General features: G+C 67.7%; 15 protein-coding genes. 2 read left to right on the forward strand and 13 right to left on the reverse strand.

From position 1 onward, the window contains the following. Positions 1-78: 78 nt before the first annotated feature. From MOV80_RS01010 to MOV80_RS01020, 3 genes are read right to left on the reverse strand one after another with little or no spacing between them, the layout of a single operon-like run. Positions 79-1269 carry an MFS transporter gene (locus tag MOV80_RS01010; RefSeq protein WP_019100299.1) on the reverse strand — a complete coding sequence of 397 codons (1191 nt, stop codon included), beginning with the start codon at positions 1267-1269 and terminating at the stop codon, positions 79-81. Between the two features lie 32 nt (positions 1270-1301). After that, positions 1302-2648, reverse strand: a complete 1347-nt coding sequence (gene chrA / locus MOV80_RS01015; RefSeq protein ID WP_249604770.1) for a chromate efflux transporter — start codon at positions 2646-2648, stop codon at positions 1302-1304. Between the two features lie 2 nt (positions 2649-2650). Then, complete coding sequence (locus MOV80_RS01020) at positions 2651-3580, reverse strand: chromate resistance protein ChrB domain-containing protein (RefSeq protein ID WP_205422985.1); 930 nt, start codon at positions 3578-3580, stop codon at positions 2651-2653. A 140-nt stretch (positions 3581-3720) separates the two neighbouring features. Between MOV80_RS01020 and MOV80_RS01025 the strand changes: the two genes are divergently transcribed. After that, positions 3721-4152 (forward strand): anti-virulence regulator CigR family protein, encoded by a 432-nt coding sequence (locus MOV80_RS01025; protein ID WP_019100302.1) that lies wholly within the window; start codon positions 3721-3723, stop codon positions 4150-4152. A 10-nt stretch (positions 4153-4162) separates the two neighbouring features. Here the strand turns inward: MOV80_RS01025 and MOV80_RS01030 are convergent, their stop codons facing one another. Further along, complete coding sequence (locus MOV80_RS01030) at positions 4163-4627, reverse strand: GNAT family N-acetyltransferase (protein ID WP_019100303.1); 465 nt, start codon at positions 4625-4627, stop codon at positions 4163-4165. Further along, on the reverse strand, positions 4620-5729 hold the full coding sequence (locus MOV80_RS23400; protein ID WP_043591649.1) for a methyl-accepting chemotaxis protein: 1110 nt from the start codon (positions 5727-5729) through the stop codon (positions 4620-4622). The genes MOV80_RS01030 and MOV80_RS23400 overlap by 8 nt, the downstream gene beginning before the upstream one ends. 207 nt (positions 5730-5936) lie before the next feature. Here MOV80_RS23400 and MOV80_RS01045 point away from each other — a divergent pair, with 207 nt between their 5' ends. Then, a complete protein-coding gene (locus MOV80_RS01045; protein WP_019104176.1) occupies positions 5937-6725 on the forward strand; it encodes a DinB family protein in 789 nt (262 codons plus the stop codon). A 1-nt stretch (position 6726) separates the two neighbouring features. Here the strand turns inward: MOV80_RS01045 and MOV80_RS01050 are convergent, their stop codons facing one another. The 8 genes from MOV80_RS01050 to MOV80_RS01085 form a co-directional block, all read right to left on the reverse strand. Next, complete coding sequence (locus tag MOV80_RS01050) at positions 6727-7503, reverse strand: transporter substrate-binding domain-containing protein (protein WP_161523430.1); 777 nt, start codon at positions 7501-7503, stop codon at positions 6727-6729. Between the two features lie 84 nt (positions 7504-7587). Further along, positions 7588-10281, reverse strand: coding sequence for a nitrate reductase (locus MOV80_RS01055; RefSeq protein WP_249604771.1), 2694 nt, complete (start codon positions 10279-10281; stop codon positions 7588-7590). Positions 10282-10297: 16 nt separating this feature from the next. Then, positions 10298-10627, reverse strand: coding sequence for a nitrite reductase small subunit NirD (gene nirD, locus MOV80_RS01060; protein WP_019104475.1), 330 nt, complete (start codon positions 10625-10627; stop codon positions 10298-10300). A gap of 7 nt (positions 10628-10634) precedes the next feature. Continuing rightward, positions 10635-13067 carry a nitrite reductase large subunit NirB gene (nirB, locus tag MOV80_RS01065; RefSeq protein ID WP_107731774.1) on the reverse strand — a complete coding sequence of 811 codons (2433 nt, stop codon included), beginning with the start codon at positions 13065-13067 and terminating at the stop codon, positions 10635-10637. Positions 13068-13086: 19 nt separating this feature from the next. After that, complete coding sequence (locus MOV80_RS01070) at positions 13087-14289, reverse strand: MFS transporter (RefSeq protein ID WP_019104473.1); 1203 nt, start codon at positions 14287-14289, stop codon at positions 13087-13089. A 304-nt stretch (positions 14290-14593) separates the two neighbouring features. Beyond that, entirely contained in the window at positions 14594-15691 is a 1098-nt protein-coding gene (locus MOV80_RS01075) for a CmpA/NrtA family ABC transporter substrate-binding protein (protein WP_052052058.1), read from the reverse strand. 17 nt (positions 15692-15708) lie between these two features. Further along, positions 15709-16299: an ANTAR domain-containing protein gene (locus MOV80_RS01080; RefSeq protein WP_019104471.1), complete on the reverse strand. Its 591-nt coding sequence runs from the start codon at positions 16297-16299 to the stop codon at positions 15709-15711. Between the two features lie 431 nt (positions 16300-16730). Next, positions 16731-18056, reverse strand: a complete 1326-nt coding sequence (locus MOV80_RS01085) for a glycoside hydrolase family 19 protein (protein WP_118266876.1) — start codon at positions 18054-18056, stop codon at positions 16731-16733. Between the last annotated feature and the right edge of the window lie 198 nt (positions 18057-18254).

Consider the following 18254-nt stretch of genomic DNA (forward strand, 5'->3'; position numbering starts at 1 on the left):
CCGTGTTCTTGTCCATGGCTGGAGCGGCGCTTGTGTTCGCCTTGTCTCGTCCCCGCTCGGGAGGTTTTGAACAGGTGGCTAGGCGGTTTGACTGGCAAGCCGCCGTTCCCGGCAATGCCACAGCAAAGTGGCCGCCAGGGCCGTGGCGGCCAGAGCGCCGCCGGCGACGAAGGTGCTGGCGCTGCCGTGGCGGTCCCACATCCAGCCAGCCAGCACGCTGGCCAGCAGCAGGCACAGGCCGCTAACCAGGTTGAACAGGCCGAAGGCAGTGCCCTTCATGTCGGCTGGCGTTTCCTCCGCCACCAGCGTGGCCAGCAAGCCTTGGGTGAAGCCCAGGTGAAGACCCCACAGGGCGATGCCGGCCAGGGTGGCGGCGATGGAGCCGGACAGCGCCAGCATGACGTCGGCCAGGATCAGGATCAGCAGGCCGATGGCCAGCAGCATGCTCTTGCTGCAGCGGTCGGCCAGCACGCCCACCGGGTAGGCGGTGAGCGCGTAGACCAGGCTCATCACCACCATGACCAGCGGCAACCAGCTCAGCGGCAGGCCGTGGCGCTGCGCCAGCAGCACCAGAAAAGCCTCGCTGAAACGGGCCAGGGTGAACAGCGCGCCGATGGCGACGATCCACCAGTAGCGGCTGGAGAAGCGACGCAGCAACCCCAGGCGCAGCGGCGAGCGGAAGGGCTTGCGCTCGCCGCCGGCCGGTTCGCGCACGCCGGCGACGATCAGCAGCACGGCCAGCAAGGCCGGAAGGCAAGCCCACCACAATACTTGCTGGATGTTGTCCGCCAGCCAGAACATCAGCGCGATGCCCAGCAGCGGGCCGGCGAAGGCGCCTATGGTGTCCATGGACTGGCGCAGGCCGAAACAGGCTCCGCGGATTTCCGGCGGCGCGACGTCGGCCACCAGCGCGTCGCGCGGCGCGCCACGTATGCCTTTGCCCACGCGGTCCATCAGCCGCGCGGCCAACACGGTTTCGGCGCTGTGCGCCAGCGGGAACAGCGGCTTGCTCAGCGCCGCCAGGCCGTAGCCCAGCAGCAGCAAGCCTTTGCGCCGGCCCCAGTAGTCGCTGATGGCGCCGGAGAACACGCGCAGGATCAGCGCGGTGGATTCCGCCAGGCCTTCGATAATGCCCAGGGTCAGCGCGCTGACGCCCAGGGTGGAGACCAGGAACACCGGCAACAGCGCGTGGATGATCTCGGAGGACATGTCCATGCACAGGCTGACCAGGCCCAGGGCCCAGATGGTGGCGGGGATGCGTGGCTGCATGCGCGCGGCCCTTTCTTGAAGTGGGAGTTCGTTCACGACAGACGCCACAGGCTGAGCAGCAGGCCGGCCAACGCCGCGCCGGCTATCACCGGCATCACTTTGACCTGTCGTTTCAGCAGCGCCCAGGCCGTCAAGGCGGCGATGGCGGAGGCGGCCCAGTCCACGCCTCCGCGCCAGCCCTGCGGCCACAGCACATGCCAGCCGAAGAACAGGGCGAGGTTGGCGATCACGCCGACTACGGCGGCGGTGATGGCGGTCAGCGGCGCGGTTAGGCGGATTTGGCCATGGCTGTGTTCGATCAGCGGGCCGCCGGCCAAGATAAATATGAAGGAGGGCAGGAAGGTGAACCAAGTGACCAGCGCCGCGGCCAGCGCGCCGGCCAGGAACAGGTGGTCCGGGCCCAGCAGCGCCTTGGCGTAGCCGCCGACGAAGCCTACGAAGGCCACCACCATGATCAGCGGCCCCGGCGTGGTCTCGCCCAGCGCCAGGCCGTCCAGCATTTGGCCGGCGCTTAGCCAGCCGTAATGCGCCACCGCGCCCTGATAGACATAGGGCAGCACCGCGTAAGCGCCGCCGAAGGTCAGCAGGGCGGCCTTGGTGAAGAACCAGCCCATCTGGGTGAAGCCGCCGTGCCAGCCGTAGACGGCGGCGAGCAGCGCCATCGGCAAGGACCATAGCAGCAGGCCGGCCAGCGCGGCGCGGCCGAGCCGGAGCCAGGAGAAGCGGGCGTGGGCCGGCGGCGGGGTGTGATCGTCGATCAGCGCTGGGCCGAAATGCGCGTCCGCGCCGCCGTGGCCGTCGGCTTGGAACCATTGCGGCCGCAGCCGGCCGGCCAGAGCGCCGATCAAGGCCGCCGTCAGTACGATCAGCGGGAACGGCGTTTGCCACAGCGCAATGGCGCACAGGGAGGCTAGCGCCACGCCCCACAGCCAGGGCCGTTTCAGCGTGCGCGTGCCGATGCGCCAGGCCGCTTGGGCCACGATGGCGACCACCGCGGGCTTGATGCCGTAGAACAGACCGGCGATCCAAGCCAGGTGGCCGTAAGCGACATAAATCCAGGACAGCAGCACCAGCAGGAAAAAGGACGGCAGCACGAACAGCGCGCCGGCGGCGACGCCTCCCCAGCCGCGGTGCAGCAACCAGCCGATATAAGTGGCCAGTTGTTGCGCCTCCGGCCCGGGCAGCAGCATGCAGTAATTCAGGGCGTGCAGGAAGCGGCGTTCGGAAATCCAGCGCCGGCGCTCCACCAGTTCCTGATGCATGATGGCGATTTGACCGGCCGGGCCGCCGAAGCTGATCAGGCCGAGCTTGAGCCAAAAGCGGACGGCTTGCCAGAAACCGACGGGGGCGGGAGCGGTTAGGGGGGGCTCGGGCGGCATATTCAGGCTTCCTTGGCGAATTGCTGGTACAGCCCGTCCCAGATGTTTGAGGCGGCGGCCAGCAGTTGATCGTCGTCGCTCAGCGCGGCGCGCAGGCCGGCCAACACGGTTTCCACGCCGCTGGCTTCCGGCGGCGGCGCGCCGCCCACGTCCAGATAATGGACCAGCGCGGCCAGCCTCCGCAGCGGCGGCGAGTCCAACTCGAAACTGGCCAGCAGCACTTCGAAACTGACTTTGTCGCCGATATGAGTGAAAGCGGCCCCGTCGAAGTCGAAGCCCAAGGCGTCCGGCGGACAGTCTCCGGGCGCGGCCAGCCACAGAATGCGCGCCTGAGGATCGATGAAGCGGCGAATCAGCCAGGCCGAGGCCAGCCGGTCCACCCAAGGGCGGCGGCGAGTGGCCCAGGTCCGGCCCTGGTGCTCGGCCAGGGCGCGTCGCGGGATACGCATCTCCAGGCTATGCGGCTCGCCCGGCGACAATTGCTGCTGGATGGCGGCTTCCAGTTGTTGCAAGGCCGCCTGCGCCTGTTCTTGGCCGGCGCTGGGGAAGAAGTCGATGGCGGCGATGCCGGCCAGAGCCTTGCCCAGCCGCCGCCATTGTTTCAACCGCTCTGCGGCGTTGTCCGGGTCCAGGCCAAGCAACTGTTCCTGAATGTCCTGTCGCAGCTGCTGATAGTCTGCATCGCGCTGAAACAGCGGCGGAAAATGGCTGCCGTCCAACGGGCGGCAGGTCAGCAAGCGCGCGACGCCGCCGTGTTGCTGGATATCGGAGGCGATGGCCTCGAGCTGTTGCAGGCGGGCGTCGCCGACGGGCAGCAGATAGGCTCCATCGCGCAGCGCGGCGGAGCCGCAAGCTTTCAAGGCGCGCCAGGCGCGCATGCGCGCGGTGGCGTTTTCGGTGGGCAAGGAAGTGATCAGCAGCAGCCAGTCCATGATGTACTCCATTTTTTTGTAGCGTATTCTACATTTAATGTAGTGATCAATATATTTTTGGTTGGATTGGCTGGGAGGGACAATTTTTGTCCTCGGCTGGTCGATAATGCAAAGCGGACTTTGCGCGACGGGAGACGAAGATGAAGCGATGGAAATCATGGGCGGCGCTGTTGTTGGCGGCGGCGTTGGCCGCGCCGACGCTGGCCAATCCGCCGGAAGGCAAGGGGCATGGCGAGGGACAGGGCAAGCACAAGAATAAAGATCAGGATAGGGCGTCGCCGGCGCGGACGGACAAGGATTTGGTTGCGGCGGGCATCAGCGTCGCCGCGGCGCGGCGCTTGGCGCTAGACTCCGGGGTGACCGGCTATAAGTCGCTGCCGCCCGGCATGCGCAAGCGTCTGGCACGCGGCAAGCCCTTGCCGCCCGGCATCGCCAAGCAGGTATTGCCGGCGCCCTTGCTGAGCCAACTGCCGCGCCACCCCGGCTATGAGTGGCGGGCGGTGGGCGCGGATCTGGTGCTGGTGGCGGCCAGCGGATTGATAGCGGATATCTTGCTGGACGTGCTGCGCTGATTCGGTTGGATCACAAAACTTGGCGGTAGATCACGGCGTCCGCCAGCTCCGCCACCTGATCATACAAGCGGCGCGCGGCGTGATTGTCGCCGGCGGTGCGCCAGTACAGGACCACGGCTCCGTCGGCGCGCGCTCGGTCCGCGGCTGCCCGCAGCAGCGCGCGGGCGACGCCGCTTCCCCTGGCCGCCGGCGTCACGTAGAGGTCTTGCAGATAGGCGGCATCCTGGATCTGGATGGTGCTGCGGTGGTAGAGCAGATGGGCGATGCCCAGCAGCGCGTCGCCGGCGACCGCGGCCAGCCCATGTACCGGTTCCGCCGGCGAGAGCAGGCGGCGCCAGGTTTCCCTCTCCACCTCCTCAGGCAGCGCGGTCGCGCCTTCGCGGCCGTAGAAGGCGTTGTAGCCGCGCCATAACGGCAGCCAATCGGCGTGGTCGCCGGCTTGCAGAGGGCGGATGGCGAACGCGGCCTCAGCCACGGCGCGGCTCCGCGGCGCCGGCGCCGGCCATATGCTCCAGCCCGGCCAACACTTGCAGGCTGGCGGCTTCCATGGCCGCCACCTGTTCCACCGCGGCCCGGCTGTCGCCGTCGGCGTGGGCGCGCAAGGCGTCCAGCGCGGCGGTGTGCACCTTGGCGTGAGGCGCTTCGATTTCACGGAAGCCGGGCAGGTGAGAGAAGCTGGCGCGGCCTTCGCCCTCGTAATACCACTTGCCGAAGCGGCAGTGCTGGTGGGAGCCGAAGTGGCCGATGTCTTCGTCCGACAGGCCGAACATGACTTGGTAGACGCGGAATTTGTAGATCAGGTGGTCCATCTTGGCCAGTTCGCAGAAGCCGCGCAGCGCGGAGGCGGCGATGCTGCCTTCCATGCTGGTGGACATGTCCAGCAACTGCTTCATGGTGCCGGCGGCGGCCTCGCCGTCTTGGCTGAAGCGGGCGGCCTGCTCGGCCAGTTGGCCCATCTGGCTGCGGCTGCCGGCGCTGTCGCCGCGAATCTGCTCCACCAGCTTGGCGATGTCGGCGGTGGCGGTGGCGGTGCGTTCGGCCAGCTTGCGCACTTCGTCGGCCACCACGGCGAAGCCGCGTCCCTGCTCGCCGGCGCGGGCGGCTTCGATGGCGGCGTTCAGCGCCAGCAAGTTGGTTTGGTCGGCGATGTCGCGGATCAATTGCACGATGCCGCCCACCTCTTGGGCGCGCGCGTCCAGTTCCCCCACTTTTTCCGCCGCGCCTTGCGAGGCGCCGGCCAGCTTGGACAGATCGGCGGCGATCTGGTCTATGGATTGGCGGCTATGCAGTGAAATGTCCTGAGCGGCGACGGCGCGGTCTTTCTCCTGGCTCATCACGCTTGAGAGGGTGGCCAGCGATTGCTGGGTGTCGGTCATCGATTGGGCGAAGGCGGAGAGGTTGGCGATCAGCCCGCGAAGTTCCTGGTTCTTGGCCTGGCTGGCCGCCAACTGGCTTTCCGCCTCGTCGGCGCGGGCGCGGGTGTGCCGCAGCTCCGTGCGCAGTTGCTCGGCTTCCTGCCTGCATTGCAGCAACTCCGCTTGCTGTCGCGCAGTGTCGGCCTTGTTCCAGAACCCCATTCCTATCTCCTTGTATGCCGGTCGGGACGAACGAACTTGCATGTCGCCGGATGATTTTAAATAAACGTTTAGCATTATCCGAATGCTGTCATGAATCTGCAATCATTTGTCTTTTTTAAATAAGAATTATTATGACAAAAATCAGCCTTGACGATTATTTGTTGGTTTACTAAGGTATCATTTTGATACGTTACAAAGGGGATGGTTATGCACTCCCGTTTCGACGCCTTTCGCGAGCAGGCGCTGGGCCGCCAGCTGGAGGCCTTGATCGACACGCCGCAACGGTATGTGGAATACGCGGCCTTGTCGCGCGCCGAAGTACCGGCGGTGGCGGCCATCGTCCATGATGTGCGTCAGCTGTTTCCCGAGGTGGAAGCGGACGCCAGCGCGCGCCAGTTCTGCGGCGCGATGGTGGCGGAGGTGATGCGCCGCCATCATCACGAGGTGTTGCGTCCGCGCGGCCGGGTGCCGGGCGGCTATTTCACTTATGGAGTGGTGTGGACGCCGACGCCGCAACAGTTGGACTGGGCGCAGCGGCTGGAGGCTTTGCGGGGGATGCCGGCGCAATTGGCGGCGGCGCTGCGCGCGATTCCGGCCGTGGATTGGCGGCGGCGGCCGGACGGCATCGATTTCGCCGCGGTTGAACATGCTTGCCATCTGCGCGATCTGGACCGGATTTATTGCCAACGGGTGGCGCGGGTATTGGCAGAAGAGATGCCGGAGATCGCTTCGGTGGACGGCAACGAGATGTCGCTAGAACTGGCTTATCTGGAGCAGGACGGGTCAGCGGCGCTGGATGATTTTGTGGCCGGGCGGCGGCATTTGCTCGCCGCCTTGGCCGGCGCGGAGCCGGCTCAGCGCGGGCGGCTTTGCCTGTTCGGCGGCGAGCGGCGGATGAGCCTGGAGGATCTGGTCGAGGACATGCTGCAACACGACCGCGCCCACTTGCTGGAGGTGGAGGAGTTGACGGCGGAGTTGCGGGATTTGTCGGTCTGACTCAGGGCTGCCGGTACCAGGGCTGGCGCAGCAGTGTGGGCAGCAGGCTCTCGCGCAGTGTGCCGATCTGCTGCCATAGGCAGCGCGCCAATGCAGGGTTGTCCCGGTGCCAGCGTTTGCCGAACACCAGGTAGTAGTCCTTGCGCGACAGCGGCGGCTGCAAACGGACGATGCCGGCCTGCGGGTGGTCTTCCAGATAGCGGTCGCCGATATGGTTTTGCGTGGCGTAGGCGGCGATGTGGCGAGCCTTCAACTTGCGGAAGTTCATCTCGGTGTCTTTGGCGGTCTCCACCTTGGCGCCCTTGGCGCGTAGATCGTCGGCGATGGACCAGCCTGCGTTGACGCCGATGGCGCCCAGCGCCGGCAGGTTTTTACCGTTCCAGGCCGGCGGAGCGTTTTTCAGCGCGTACAAGGAGTAGGCCAGCGTGGTCAGCCGGTAGCGCGGGTCCGGTTCGTCGCCCTGCATCGGGTAGTTAAAATAGGCTTCGCGTTCTTTATTGTGGGAAAACATGAAGGCGGCGTCGTGCTGATCGTGCTGCATCTCGGTGAGCAGGCGCTTGCCCGGCAGCCGCGACAGCTTAAGCGCGATCCGGCAGCCCTTAGCCGCCGCCTGCGCCATTTCCACCACCGCGCCGGGGTGGGGCGGCATCTGATCGCCTTCGCCGCTCATATAGGGGTCCGAGGCCACCGCGCCGTAGACCATGTCCAGCGTCGCCGTCGCCGTCGCCGTCGCTGTCTGCGCGGCCAGCGCAGCAAGTAGTAGTCCTATCTGTTTCAAGCCCAATCCACGCATCCATCGCTATCGCCTGCGCAGAGGGTAACAGCGCCGGACTTCCTTAGCATAGAGTTCTGCGCCGGGGTTTCAATATTCCCGTTCTGTCTGTCGCGTCAGCATCCGTTTCAGCTCCGGCAGACAGGAGCCGCAAACGCCGCCGCAGCCCAGTCGCGCCTTGAGTCCGGCCAGGTCCGCGCCGGCGGCGATGGCGGTCTGGATGCGCTCGGCGTCCACGTGCAGGCAGTTGCAGACGATGCGCGCGGCGGCGGGAGCGCTTGCGGCGCCGGGGACCAGCGCGCTGAGCCGGTTGCCGGGCCAAGGCTGGCCGCTTTGCATCGCGGCCAACAGCCGCGCGCCGTCGTCCTGGCCGCCGGCGAAGACGAAGGCCCAGGGCGCGTCGTCGCGCCAGGCGATGCGTTGTTCCAGCCCGCGGCGCGCGTCGCTGAAGGTTTGCAATTGCGGGCCGCCGTCCAGATCCAGCAACCGAGTCAGCTCGCTTAGCCAGTCCGGCCGCGCTTGGGCGTGGGCGGCGTTCAAGACCAGGATGTCCGGCGGCCGCAGGCTGAGCGCGGCATAGCCGCAGCCGGCCAGCAAGGGCTGCAGCCGGGCACGCAGCGCCGGCAGGTCCGGGTGGCGGCTGGCGGCGCGCACCCGCCACGGCAGTTCGGCGCGCTCCACCCGTACCGCGGCGTGCTTGAGTTCGGGCTGGAAGGATTGCGCGTCCACCGCCGGTGAACAGGCCTGGTTGACGCCGCCGCTGTTCAGGTGCTGACCGCTCCAGTGCATGGCGGCGAACACGCAGCCGCCGGGCAAGTCCTCGCTGAGCGCCAGCGGCAGCACCAGGCTGCCGCGCCGGCTTTCCACGCTGACCAGTTCACCGGCCTTGAGGCCGCGACGGGCGGCGTCGGCCGGGTGCATGTCCAGCGTGGGTTCCGGCGCGTGGGAGAACAGGCGCGCCACCCTGCCGCTGCGGCTCATGCCGTGCCATTGGTCGCGCAGCCGGCCGGTGAGCAGGCGGAAGGGGTAGCGGGCGTTGACCGCGTCAGCCGGCGGACGATAGGGCGTGACGTGGAACTGCGCGCGGCCGTTGGCGGTGGGAAAGCGGCCGTCTTCGTAACGCCGTGCCTGGCCGGCGGCGGCGCCGGCCGGGTATGGCCATTGTTGCGGGCCGTCCCGCTCCAGCCGCGCGTGGCTGAGGCCGCTGATGTCCAGATCGCGGCCGGCGGTCAGCGCCGCGTGTTCGGCGAACACCGCGGCCGGCTCGCTGTTTTGGAACAGGCTGGGCGCGTCCGGGTACAGCAGCCGTTCCAGCCGGCGGCCCACTTCTGCGGCGATCCAGCCGTCGGCGCGCGCCTCGCCCGGCGGCGGCACGGCGGCGCACACTCGGCTGACGCGGCGTTCGGAATTGGTGACCGCGCCTTCTTTTTCGCCCCAACTGGCGGCAGGCAGCAGCGCGTCGGCGCAGGCGGCGGTGTCGGTGTCGGCGTAGGCGTCTTGAACGATGACGAATTCGGCCTGAGCCAGCGCCTGGCGCGCCTGTTCCAGGTCCGGCAGCGAGTGGGCGGGATTGGTGCAGACTATCCACACCGCCTTGACCCGGCCGGCCTTGAGCGCGTCGAACAGCGCGATGGCCGGCAGGCCGGGGCGGTTGGAGAGCCGCTCCGGCGGCACGCCCCAGTGGGCGGCCACTTCGGCGCGGTGTCGCGGGTTGGAGATGTCGCGGTGGGCGGCCAGCATGGTGGCCATGCCGCCCACTTCGCGGCCGCCCATGGCGTTGGGCTGGCCGGTTAGAGAGAACGGGCCGGCGCCGGGGCGGCCGATCTGGCCGGCGGCCAGGTGCAGATTGATCAGCGCCAGGTTTTTGGCGGTGCCGTGGCGGGACTGGTTCAGGCCCATGCAGTACAGCGACAGGCTGGCCGGGCTGCGGCCGAACCATTCGGCGGCGGTGGTCAGCTCGGCCTCGGCGATGCCGCACAGGCCGGCGGCCTGGCGCGGCGAGTAGTCGCGCAGCAGGCGCTTGAGCGCGTCGAAGCCCTCGGTGTGGGCGGCGATGTAGCGCTCGTCGATCAGCCCTTCCCAGATCAGGTGGTGCAGCATGCCGTTGAATAGCGCCACATCGCTGCCCGGCTGGATCTGCAGATGCAGGTCCGCCAGCGCGGCGGTGTCGGTGCGGCGCGGGTCGACCACGATCCACTTGGTGTCCGGCCGAGCCGCTTTGGCCGCTTCCAGCCGACGGAACAGCACCGGATGGGCGTAGGCCGTATTGCTGCCGGACAGCAGCACGCAGTCGGCCAGGTCCAGATCCTGGTAGCAGGTGGGCGGGCCGTCGGCGCCCAGCGCCAGCTTGTAGCCGCTGACGGCGCTGGACATGCACAGACGGGAGTTGGTGTCGATGTTGTTGGTGCCGATCAAGCCCTTGGCCAGCTTGTTGAATAGATAGTAGTCCTCGGTCAGCAACTGGCCGGAGGCGTAGACCGCCACCGCGTCCGGACCATGGCGGCGGATGACGCCGGCCAGCCGTTCGGCCACGGTGTCCAGCGCGCTGTCCCAGTCCACGCGCCGGCGCGCGGCGTCGCGGGTCAGCCGCAGTTCTGGGTGCAGCGCTCGGCCGGACAGGCTGGCGCAGCTGTCCGCCAGCGCCAGGCCCTTGGTGCAAAGCCGGCCGTGGTTGGCGGGGTGGGCCGGATCGCCTTCCACGCCGGTGACGCGCGCGCCGTCGCTGTGGATCAGCACGCCGCAGCCGACGCCGCAGTAACAGCAGGTGGAGGGGGTGGTGGTCATGGCGCGGTCCCCGGGTTCACAGTTGCAGGTAGACGTCGCCGTCGCGCAGGCTGACCGGAAAGCGTCGCGCGCAGCCGCGGTCAGGCGCTTGGGCCTCGCCGTCGTCCAGATTGAGGGTCCAGCCGTGCAGCGGGCAGGTGACCGCCGCGCCGTGCACCAGGCCCTGGCTCAGTGGGCCGCCCTTGTGCGGGCAGCGGTCCAAGAGCGCGAACACTTGTTGCGGCTGCGGCCGAAACAGGGCGATGTCGCCGCCGTCGCGCGCCAGCACGCGGCTGCCCAGCAAAGGGATGTCGTCCAGCGCGCACACGCGCAGCCAGCGGGAGGAAGGGGGCAGGGTGGGTTCCATGGCGGCCTCAGGCGATGACTTTCAAGGGGATGAATTCCTGGCGTTGCGCGCCGGCGATGCGGGCGGCCCAGGGGTCGGGCAGGCCCTCCAGCGCGAACAGCAGCCGTTGGTACAAGGCTTGGCGGTTGGCGGCGTCGTCCACCACCCGGGCCTTGACGTAGTCCAGGCCGACGCGGGCGATGTAGCGGACGGTGCGGTCCAGATAATAACCCTCCTCGCGGTAGAGTTGCAGGAAGGCGCCGCTGTATTCCTTCACTTCCTCGGCGGTTTTCACTTTGCACAGGAATTGCGCCACCTCGGTCTTGATGCCGCCGTTGCCGCCCACGTACAGTTCCCAGCCGGAGTCCACCGCGATCACGCCCACGTCCTTGATGCCGGCTTCTGCGCAATTGCGCGGGCAGCCGGACACCGCCAGCTTGACCTTGTGCGGCGCCCACATATTGGCCAGCATGGTTTCCAGGTCTATGCCCATCTGGGTGCTGTTCTGGGTGCCGAAGCGGCAGAACTCGCTGCCGACGCAGGTTTTCACGGTGCGGATGGATTTGCCGTAGGCGTGGCCGGACTGCATGCCCAGGTCTTTCCAGACCTCGATCAGGTCTTCCTTGCGTATGCCCAGCAGGTCGATGCGCTGGCCGCCGGTGACCTTGAGCATCGGCACCTGGTATTTGTCGGCCACGTCGGCGATGCGGCGCAGCTCGGCGGCGTTGGTGACGCCGCCCTTCATTTGCGGGATCACCGAGAAGGTGCCGTCCTTCTGGATGTTGGCGTGCACCCGTTCGTTGACGAAGCGGCTTTGCGGATCGTCCACCGCCTCGCGCGGCCAGGTGGACAGCAGGTAGTAGTTGATGGCCGGCCGGCAACTGGCGCAGCCGTTGGGCGTGCGCCATTCCAGGAAGTGGTAGACCGCGGCGTGATCCAGCAGGTGGTGGTCGCGGATGGCCTTGCGCACCTCGGCGTGGCTGTGATCGGTGCAGCCGCAGACGGCCTTGGTCTTGGGCGCTTCTTGGAAGCTCGCACCCACCGTGTTCATCAGGATCTGCTCTACCAGGCCGCTGCAGGAGCCGCAGGAGCTGCCGGCCTTGGTGCATTGTTTGACTTCGTCCAGGGTGAACAGGCCGTTTTCCTTGATCGCCTTGACGATGGCGCCTTTGCTGACGCCGTTGCAGCCGCAGACTTCGTCGCTGTCCTGCATGCCGGCGGCGCGGCTCTGGCCTTGCACGCCTACGTCGCCGATGGCGGTTTCGCCGAAGATCAGCCGCTCGCGCAGATCGCCTATCGCGCGCTGTTCGCGCAGCAGCTTGAAGTACCAGGCGCCGTCGGCGGTGTCGCCGTACAGGCAGACGCCGATCAGTTTGTCCTCGCGCAGCACCAGTTTCTTGTACAGGCCGCCGGCCGGGTCCGACAGTACGATCTCGTCGCAGCCGTCCCCGCCGATGAAGTCGCCGGCGGAGAACAGGTCGATGCCGGTGACCTTGAGCTTGGTGGCCATCACCGAACCCTGGTAGCGGCTGCTGCCCAGCTGGGCCAGATGGTTAGCGCAGACCTTGGCCTGTTCGAACAGCGGCGCCACCAGGCCGTAGCAGACGCCGCGGTGGCTGACGCATTCGCCCACCGCGTAGATGCGCGGGTCGAAGGTCTGCAGCGCGTCGCTGACCACCACGCCGCGTTCGCAGTGTAGGCCGGCGCCGGCGGCCAGCGCGATATTGGGGCGGATGCCCACCGCCATCACCACCAGTTTGGCTTCCAGGGTTTCGCCGTCGGAGAGCTTCGCCGCCGCCACCGCGCCGCGCCCGTCGTCCAGCAGCGCCGCGGTCTGGCGGCCCAGCAGGATGCGCAGGCCGCGCGTCTCCAACGAGGCCTGCAGCAACTGAGCGGCCGCGGGGTCCAGTTGCCGCTCCAGCAGCCAGTCCGCCAGATGGACCACGGTGACATCCATGCCGCGCTGCTTCAGGCCGTAGGCGGCTTCCAGGCCCAGCAGGCCGCCGCCTATCACCACGGCCCGGCCGCCGTCGGCGCTGGCCGCCAGCATGGCCTCGGTGTCGCGGATGTCGCGGTAGCCGATGACGCCGGCCAGCTCGCCCCCGGGCAGCGGCAGCATCACCGGCAGCGAACCGGTGGCCAGCAGCAGACGGTCGTAGTGGGCGACGCCGCCGTCGTCGGCGCGCACCAGACGACGCGCGCGGTCCAGCTCCACCACGGTCTTGCCGGTGTGCAGGGCAATGCCGCGCTCGGCGTACCAGCTACGCGGATTGAGCACGATGTCGTCGAAGGTCTGCTCGCCAGCCAGCACCGGCGACAGCTGGATGCGGTTGTAATTGGGGTGCGGCTCGGCGCCGAACACGGTGATGTCGTAGAGGTCCGGCGCCAGCGTCAGCAGTTCTTCCACCGTGCGGATGCCGGCCATGCCATTGCCGACCACCACCAGTTTGGGTTTGTTCATGATGGGTGTCCTCGCGGTTTCAGAGTCGGGCGCTGGCGAGAGACCAGCCGGCGCGCCAGCGTTGGCGCAGCCCGGCCAGGCCGGCCCAGCCCGCCAGCGCCAGCGCGGCGTACAGCCACAGTCCGATGGCGTAGCCGCCGCTGGCCTGCTTGATCACGCCCAGGCCGGCCGTCAGCAGGAAGCCGCCGACGCCGCCGGCCATGCCGATCAGGCCGGTGACCGCGCCGATTTCGTCGCCGAAGCGCTGCGGCACCAGCTGGAACACCGCGCCGTTGCCGGCGCCCAGGCAGAGCATGGCCAGCACGAACAGCAGCAGCGCGCCGCCGGCGCCGCCGGGCTCAAGGCCGGCTGCGAACAACAGCGCCGCCACCGCCAGATAGACGGCCAGCAGCGAGCGGGTGCCGCCTACGCGGTCCGCCAGCACGCCGCCCAGCGGTCGCATCATCGAGCCGGCGAACACGCAGGCGGCGGTGTAGAGGCCGGCGGTCTTGGCGTCGAAGCCGAACTGGTCGTGGAAATAGCCGGGCAGCGCGCTGGCGAAGCCGGCGAAACCGCCGAAGGTGATGGCGTAGAACAGCATCAGCCACCAGGCGTCGCGCTGCCCCAGCACCGCCAGGTAATCCGCCCAGCGTTTGGGCGGCGGCGAGCCGGGAGCGTCCTTGGCCATCCGGGCGAACAGCAGCAGAACCAGCAGCAAGGGCAGGCAGGCGAGGCCGAACACGTTCTGCCAGCCAAAGTGCAGCGCCAACGCCGGCGCGAACAGCGCCGCCAGCACGGTGCCGGAATTGCCGGCGCCGGCGATGCCCAGCGCCGTGCCCTGATGGGCTGGCGGATACCAGCGCGAGGCCAGCGGCAGCGCCACGGCGAAGGAGGCGCCGGCCACGCCCAGGAACAGGCCCAGCAGCAGCGCGCCGCCCAGGCTGGAGAGGCCGACGCGCCAGGCGGCCAGCAGGGCGGCTATGACGATGATCTGAGCGATCAGTCCGGTGCGCTTGGCGCCGATGCGGTCCGCCAGCATGCCGACGGCCAGCCGCAGCAGCGCGCCGGCCAGAATGGGGGTGGCCACCATCAGCGCGCGTTCGCGAGTGTCCAGGCCCAGCGCCGCGGCGATGGGCACCTGCAACGGGCCCAGCAGGTACCAGACCATGAAGCTGAGGTCGAAATAGAGAAAGGCGGACAGCAAGGTGGGCTTGTGCCCGCTGTGCCAGAAAGAACGGTCCATGCGAAACTCCTGTGCCGCGAGCGGCCGGGGGCCGGCCAAAATAAAAACGGCGTTCGCTCCTCGGTGATAGCAGGAGCGGACGCCGTTGTCCGTTGCCGTCCCGGCCGCCATTGGCCGGACAAGCATTTGGGGTGGGCACGGCACGTCTTTGTGCCAGGCCCGGCTTGACTTATGCAAACGCCGTGCCAGCCATGGGGTGGAGGAAAGCCTGGCTTTATCTAGGCTTGCGGTGGAAAAAGCGCACCGCGCTGGTGCGAAAAGAGCCAGCCGCGCACTGTGTTTGTGCGTTGCAGCATGAAGGTTCTCAGCCAGGCAGGCCCAAGGCTGCGGGGTAGCGCGCTTGTCCGTCCCAGTCCACACCGTCGCACAAGCGGCCGCTGTGCTGCGGCCGGGCCGGGAGCGGCAGGCCCAGCGCGTCCGCCGCCTGCCGGTAGAGCCGGGTCTGGCTGACCTCGGCGGCCACGGTTTGAGCGTCCTCGTCGCCGCGCAGCCAGCCCCAGCGCCGGAACTGGTCGACGAACCAGATGCCGTCGGACGGATAGGGATAGTTGACCCGGCCTTGGTCGAAGAAGCGCAGCGCGGTCGCGCCGGCTGCGACCGAGGGCAGGGTGGCGGCGATCAGCGTTTCCGGCAGACCAATGTGTTCCGGCCGCGCCAGCCAGCGTGCCGCTTGGCGGCGGTGTTCGCTGTGCTCCAGCCAGCGGCAGGCTTCCAGCAGCGTCATGATCAGCGCAACGGAGGCGGCCGGCTCTTTTTGCGCGAAATCGCGGCGGCAGAGCAGGGCTTTCTCCGGGTGGCCTGGCCAGATCTCGCCGCTGACGACGACGATGCGGCCGGCCTGACGCGCCGCCGCCTGCTGGTGCCAGGGCTCGCCCGCGCAAAAGCCGTCCAACTGGCCGGCTTCCAGCGCCGCGCCCATCTGCGGCGGAGGAATTACCACCAGGCGCGCGTCGCTCCGTGGGTCCAGGCCTTGCGCGGCCAGCCAGTAATTGAGCCACAAGGCATGGGTGCCGGCGGGGAAGGTGTGAGCCAGCGTCAACGGCGGGCCGTCTTGACGGACGCGGCGGCGCAGTGCCTGTTCCGGCGACGCGGTCAGCGCGTCGGCCAGCGGGTGGCTGAGGGTGATGGCCTGGCCGTTTTGGTTCAGCGTCATCAGCAGCGCCATGTCGGCTTGCGGGCCGGCGAGGCCCAGTTTCATGCCGTAGGCCAGGCCGTACAGCGCCGCGGCGGCGTGCAGGCGGCCGTCCAGCAGCTTGTCGCGCACCGCGCTCCACGAAGGCTGGCGCAGCAGTTCCAATTCCAGGCCGTGGCGGCGGTCCAACCCCAGCTGGCGCGCGACGATCAGCGGCGCGCTGTCGGTTAGCGGCAGATAGCCCAGGCGCAGGCGGTACGGGGCGGTCATGGGAGTGTCCTTATGGTTCAGCCCAGCAACTCGGCTGCTTTGATCAGTTGCCGGGCAAGCTCGGCGATGCGTAGGCCCTCGCGCATTGCCTGCTGGCGCAGCGCCTGGTAGGCGTCGTTTTCGCTGAGCCGGCGTTTGTCCATCAGAATGCCCTTGGCGCGCTCGATCAGCTTGCGTTCGGCCAGCTGTTGTTCCGCCGCCGCCAGCCGTCGCCGCAGCCTGCCATCCTCGGCGAAGCGAGCGCGGGCCAGGTCGATGATGGGCGCCAGCCGCGCGGCGTCGGCCTGGTCCACCACGTAGGCGGCCACGCCGGCGTGGACCGCGGCTTCTATCGTGGGCAGGTCGCCCTGATCGGCGAACATCACCACCGGGTGCGGGGCGATTTCGCCTAGCAGCGCCAGCTGCTCCAGGGTGTCGCGTGATGGCGATTCGGTGTCCACGATCACCACGTCGGGCCGCAGCCCTTCCACCGCCTGCAGCAAGGCCGCGGCTCCGTCCACTTCGGCGGCGACGGCGTAGCCGGCGCGCGCCAGCGCCTGGCGCAGCGAAGCGATGGTTTTGGCGTGGTCGTTGACCAGCAGCAGGCGCAGCGGCGGAGGGGCGGACATTGCGGCACCGGGGAGAACGGGACGGCTTGGTTGAAGCAAGCGCCGTGCCCGCGACCCTGTCCAAAGTCCGCTGGGCTTTAGAACCTGTTTACGATCAGCTGCGCGTCGGCGATACGGCGTTGAAATCGCTTTCGAGATGCTTATGTACCACGTGCACACTCCGCTCTCTCAGTGGTTTTCGCCTTGTCTCGCCCTCGCTCGCGGGACTTTGAACAGGCTCGTAAGAGCAGGGCTCAGGAAGTACAGCGGACTTTGCGCAGGGGCTGAGGTTCTTGATGCGATTTTTAGAGTGGTCGCCGCCGGATTGACGCGGCGTTTAGCCGTGATGACCTATCGTGGAGCCGAGACATGGCCAATGGACAGGGAGGTGACGCACGGGTGAACAAGAGTCGTTGGCGAGGCCGGCCCCGCGTGAGCGGAGCCGGCCGATTTCATTTCAGCTTGACGTTCCAGTTGTCCTCGACGCAGCGCTGGTAGTTGCCGGCTTGCAGCGCGCTGTACGGTGTCTGGTAATTCACCAACTGGCATTTGTAGTCATTGCCCCATTTCCAGTCCTTTTCCCAATAGATGTTGTAGGCGGCGGAGCTGGCGGCGCTGAAGCGCTGCATATTGGCGCAGGACAGTTGTTCGTTGCCGTAGTCCCAGCCTAGATCTTTGGCGAATTGGCGGTAGTAGTCGATGCGATTCTGCGCCGCTTGACGTTCGGTGCCGCCGCCGCACTCGGCGTTGATGATCTGGATGGTGGTGGCGAAGTTGTTGCCGGCCCCGGCGGCCTTGTCCGCGGCGTTGGGCACCCAAGTGCCGTCCAGCACGTGCAGCATCGATGGTTTCGGCGGCTGCGGGAAGACGAAGAAGAAAGTGGCCGAGGTCAGATTGAGCCAGGTGGAGGCCACCAGGTCCGGGTTCTTCAGCAGCACCGACTGGTCGCCGTTGTACATGGCCTGGGAGAAGGGGCCGTAGTTGTAGTTGTAGGACAGCTGTTTGGCGCCGCGGCCGAAGTATTTCTTCCAACTGCCATCGGCGTTCTTGCCGCAGGTCCACACCTTGTTGAACACCGGGTCGGCGCATTCGGTGTTGTAGCCGCAGCCGGGGCCGGTTTCGTCGCAACCCATCTCGCGTAGATATTTCAGGCCCTGGCGCCATTCCGGCACCGTGTCGCTGCGGTTGTGGTCGCCGGTTTCCTGGGCGAAGTGGGCGAACATGGTGGCCAGGCTGTGGCGGCAAATGGCGTCACCGTCGCGGCCGTCGCTGTAGTCGTCGCAAATGGCGGGAAACTTGGCGATGGCCTGCAGGAAGCGCTGGTAGCTGTAGCTGGCGTCGCGGCGCGAGAAGTAATACTCCCACTTGGCCGCCGGCAGCAGCCGTTCCACCCGGCGCACGTTCAGCGGATTGGCTGCGCTGCCGGGCGCAACTTGCTCCACCTGAGCGTTGGGCAAGGTGCGGATCGAGGCTTTGACGTTGCGGAAGAAAGCGGTATCGGTCAGGGCTGCCTCGTATTGCAGCGCTTGCTGCAGAGTGGGCGGCTGAGGCTGGCCCGGTTCGGCCTGCGCCGCGGCTTTGGCCGCCGCCACCGGCGTCCAACTGCCTCTAGGATTGGCGGCCGGCGTTTCGGCGCGGGTGCGCCATTTCGCCTGCCAGTCCTGGCCTTGCCATTGGACTTGTTGTCCGGCTTGGTAGGCAGCGCCGGCGTTCCAGGGCGCGGCGAATACGGCCTGGCAGGCCAGGCCGAGCAGCAGGGCGGAGAAGGGTTTGCGCATGTTGGCTCCTTTGTCGAGCTGCCGACGCGGTGGGTGCCGCGTGGAATCGGGGCAGCCGTTTATGGGGGCCTGGACAAACCCAGTGCGCGGTCCGGCAGCGTCGTCGCGCCGTACTTAACAAACCGCTCGCGATGGTTTTTTCGAGGCCCCTTAGGTGGTTTTCTGCCGTGCGCGACGCACGGCATAGATACCACTATG

The organism is Chromobacterium sp. IRSSSOUMB001, assembly GCF_023507765.1.
Classification (GTDB): Bacteria; Pseudomonadota; Gammaproteobacteria; order Burkholderiales; family Chromobacteriaceae; genus Chromobacterium; species Chromobacterium haemolyticum.

Coding starts and splice junctions, on each gene's coding strand:
- MOV80_RS01010 (WP_019100299.1), bottom strand. CDS start 1,269: ATGCAGCCACGCATCCCCGCCACCATCTGGGCCCTGGGCCTGGTCAGC.
- chrA (WP_249604770.1), bottom strand. CDS start 2,648: ATGCCGCCCGAGCCCCCCCTAACCGCTCCCGCCCCCGTCGGTTTCTGG.
- MOV80_RS01020 (WP_205422985.1), bottom strand. CDS start 3,580: ATGGACTGGCTGCTGCTGATCACTTCCTTGCCCACCGAAAACGCCACC.
- MOV80_RS01025 (WP_019100302.1), top strand. CDS start 3,721: ATGAAGCGATGGAAATCATGGGCGGCGCTGTTGTTGGCGGCGGCGTTG.
- MOV80_RS23400 (WP_043591649.1), bottom strand. CDS start 5,729: ATGGGGTTCTGGAACAAGGCCGACACTGCGCGACAGCAAGCGGAGTTG.
- MOV80_RS01045 (WP_019104176.1), top strand. CDS start 5,937: ATGCACTCCCGTTTCGACGCCTTTCGCGAGCAGGCGCTGGGCCGCCAG.
- MOV80_RS01055 (WP_249604771.1), bottom strand. CDS start 10,281: ATGACCACCACCCCCTCCACCTGCTGTTACTGCGGCGTCGGCTGCGGC.
- nirD (WP_019104475.1), bottom strand. CDS start 10,627: ATGGAACCCACCCTGCCCCCTTCCTCCCGCTGGCTGCGCGTGTGCGCG.
- nirB (WP_107731774.1), bottom strand. CDS start 13,067: ATGAACAAACCCAAACTGGTGGTGGTCGGCAATGGCATGGCCGGCATC.
- MOV80_RS01070 (WP_019104473.1), bottom strand. CDS start 14,289: ATGGACCGTTCTTTCTGGCACAGCGGGCACAAGCCCACCTTGCTGTCC.
- MOV80_RS01075 (WP_052052058.1), bottom strand. CDS start 15,691: ATGACCGCCCCGTACCGCCTGCGCCTGGGCTATCTGCCGCTAACCGAC.
- MOV80_RS01080 (WP_019104471.1), bottom strand. CDS start 16,299: ATGTCCGCCCCTCCGCCGCTGCGCCTGCTGCTGGTCAACGACCACGCC.
- MOV80_RS01085 (WP_118266876.1), bottom strand. CDS start 18,056: ATGCGCAAACCCTTCTCCGCCCTGCTGCTCGGCCTGGCCTGCCAGGCC.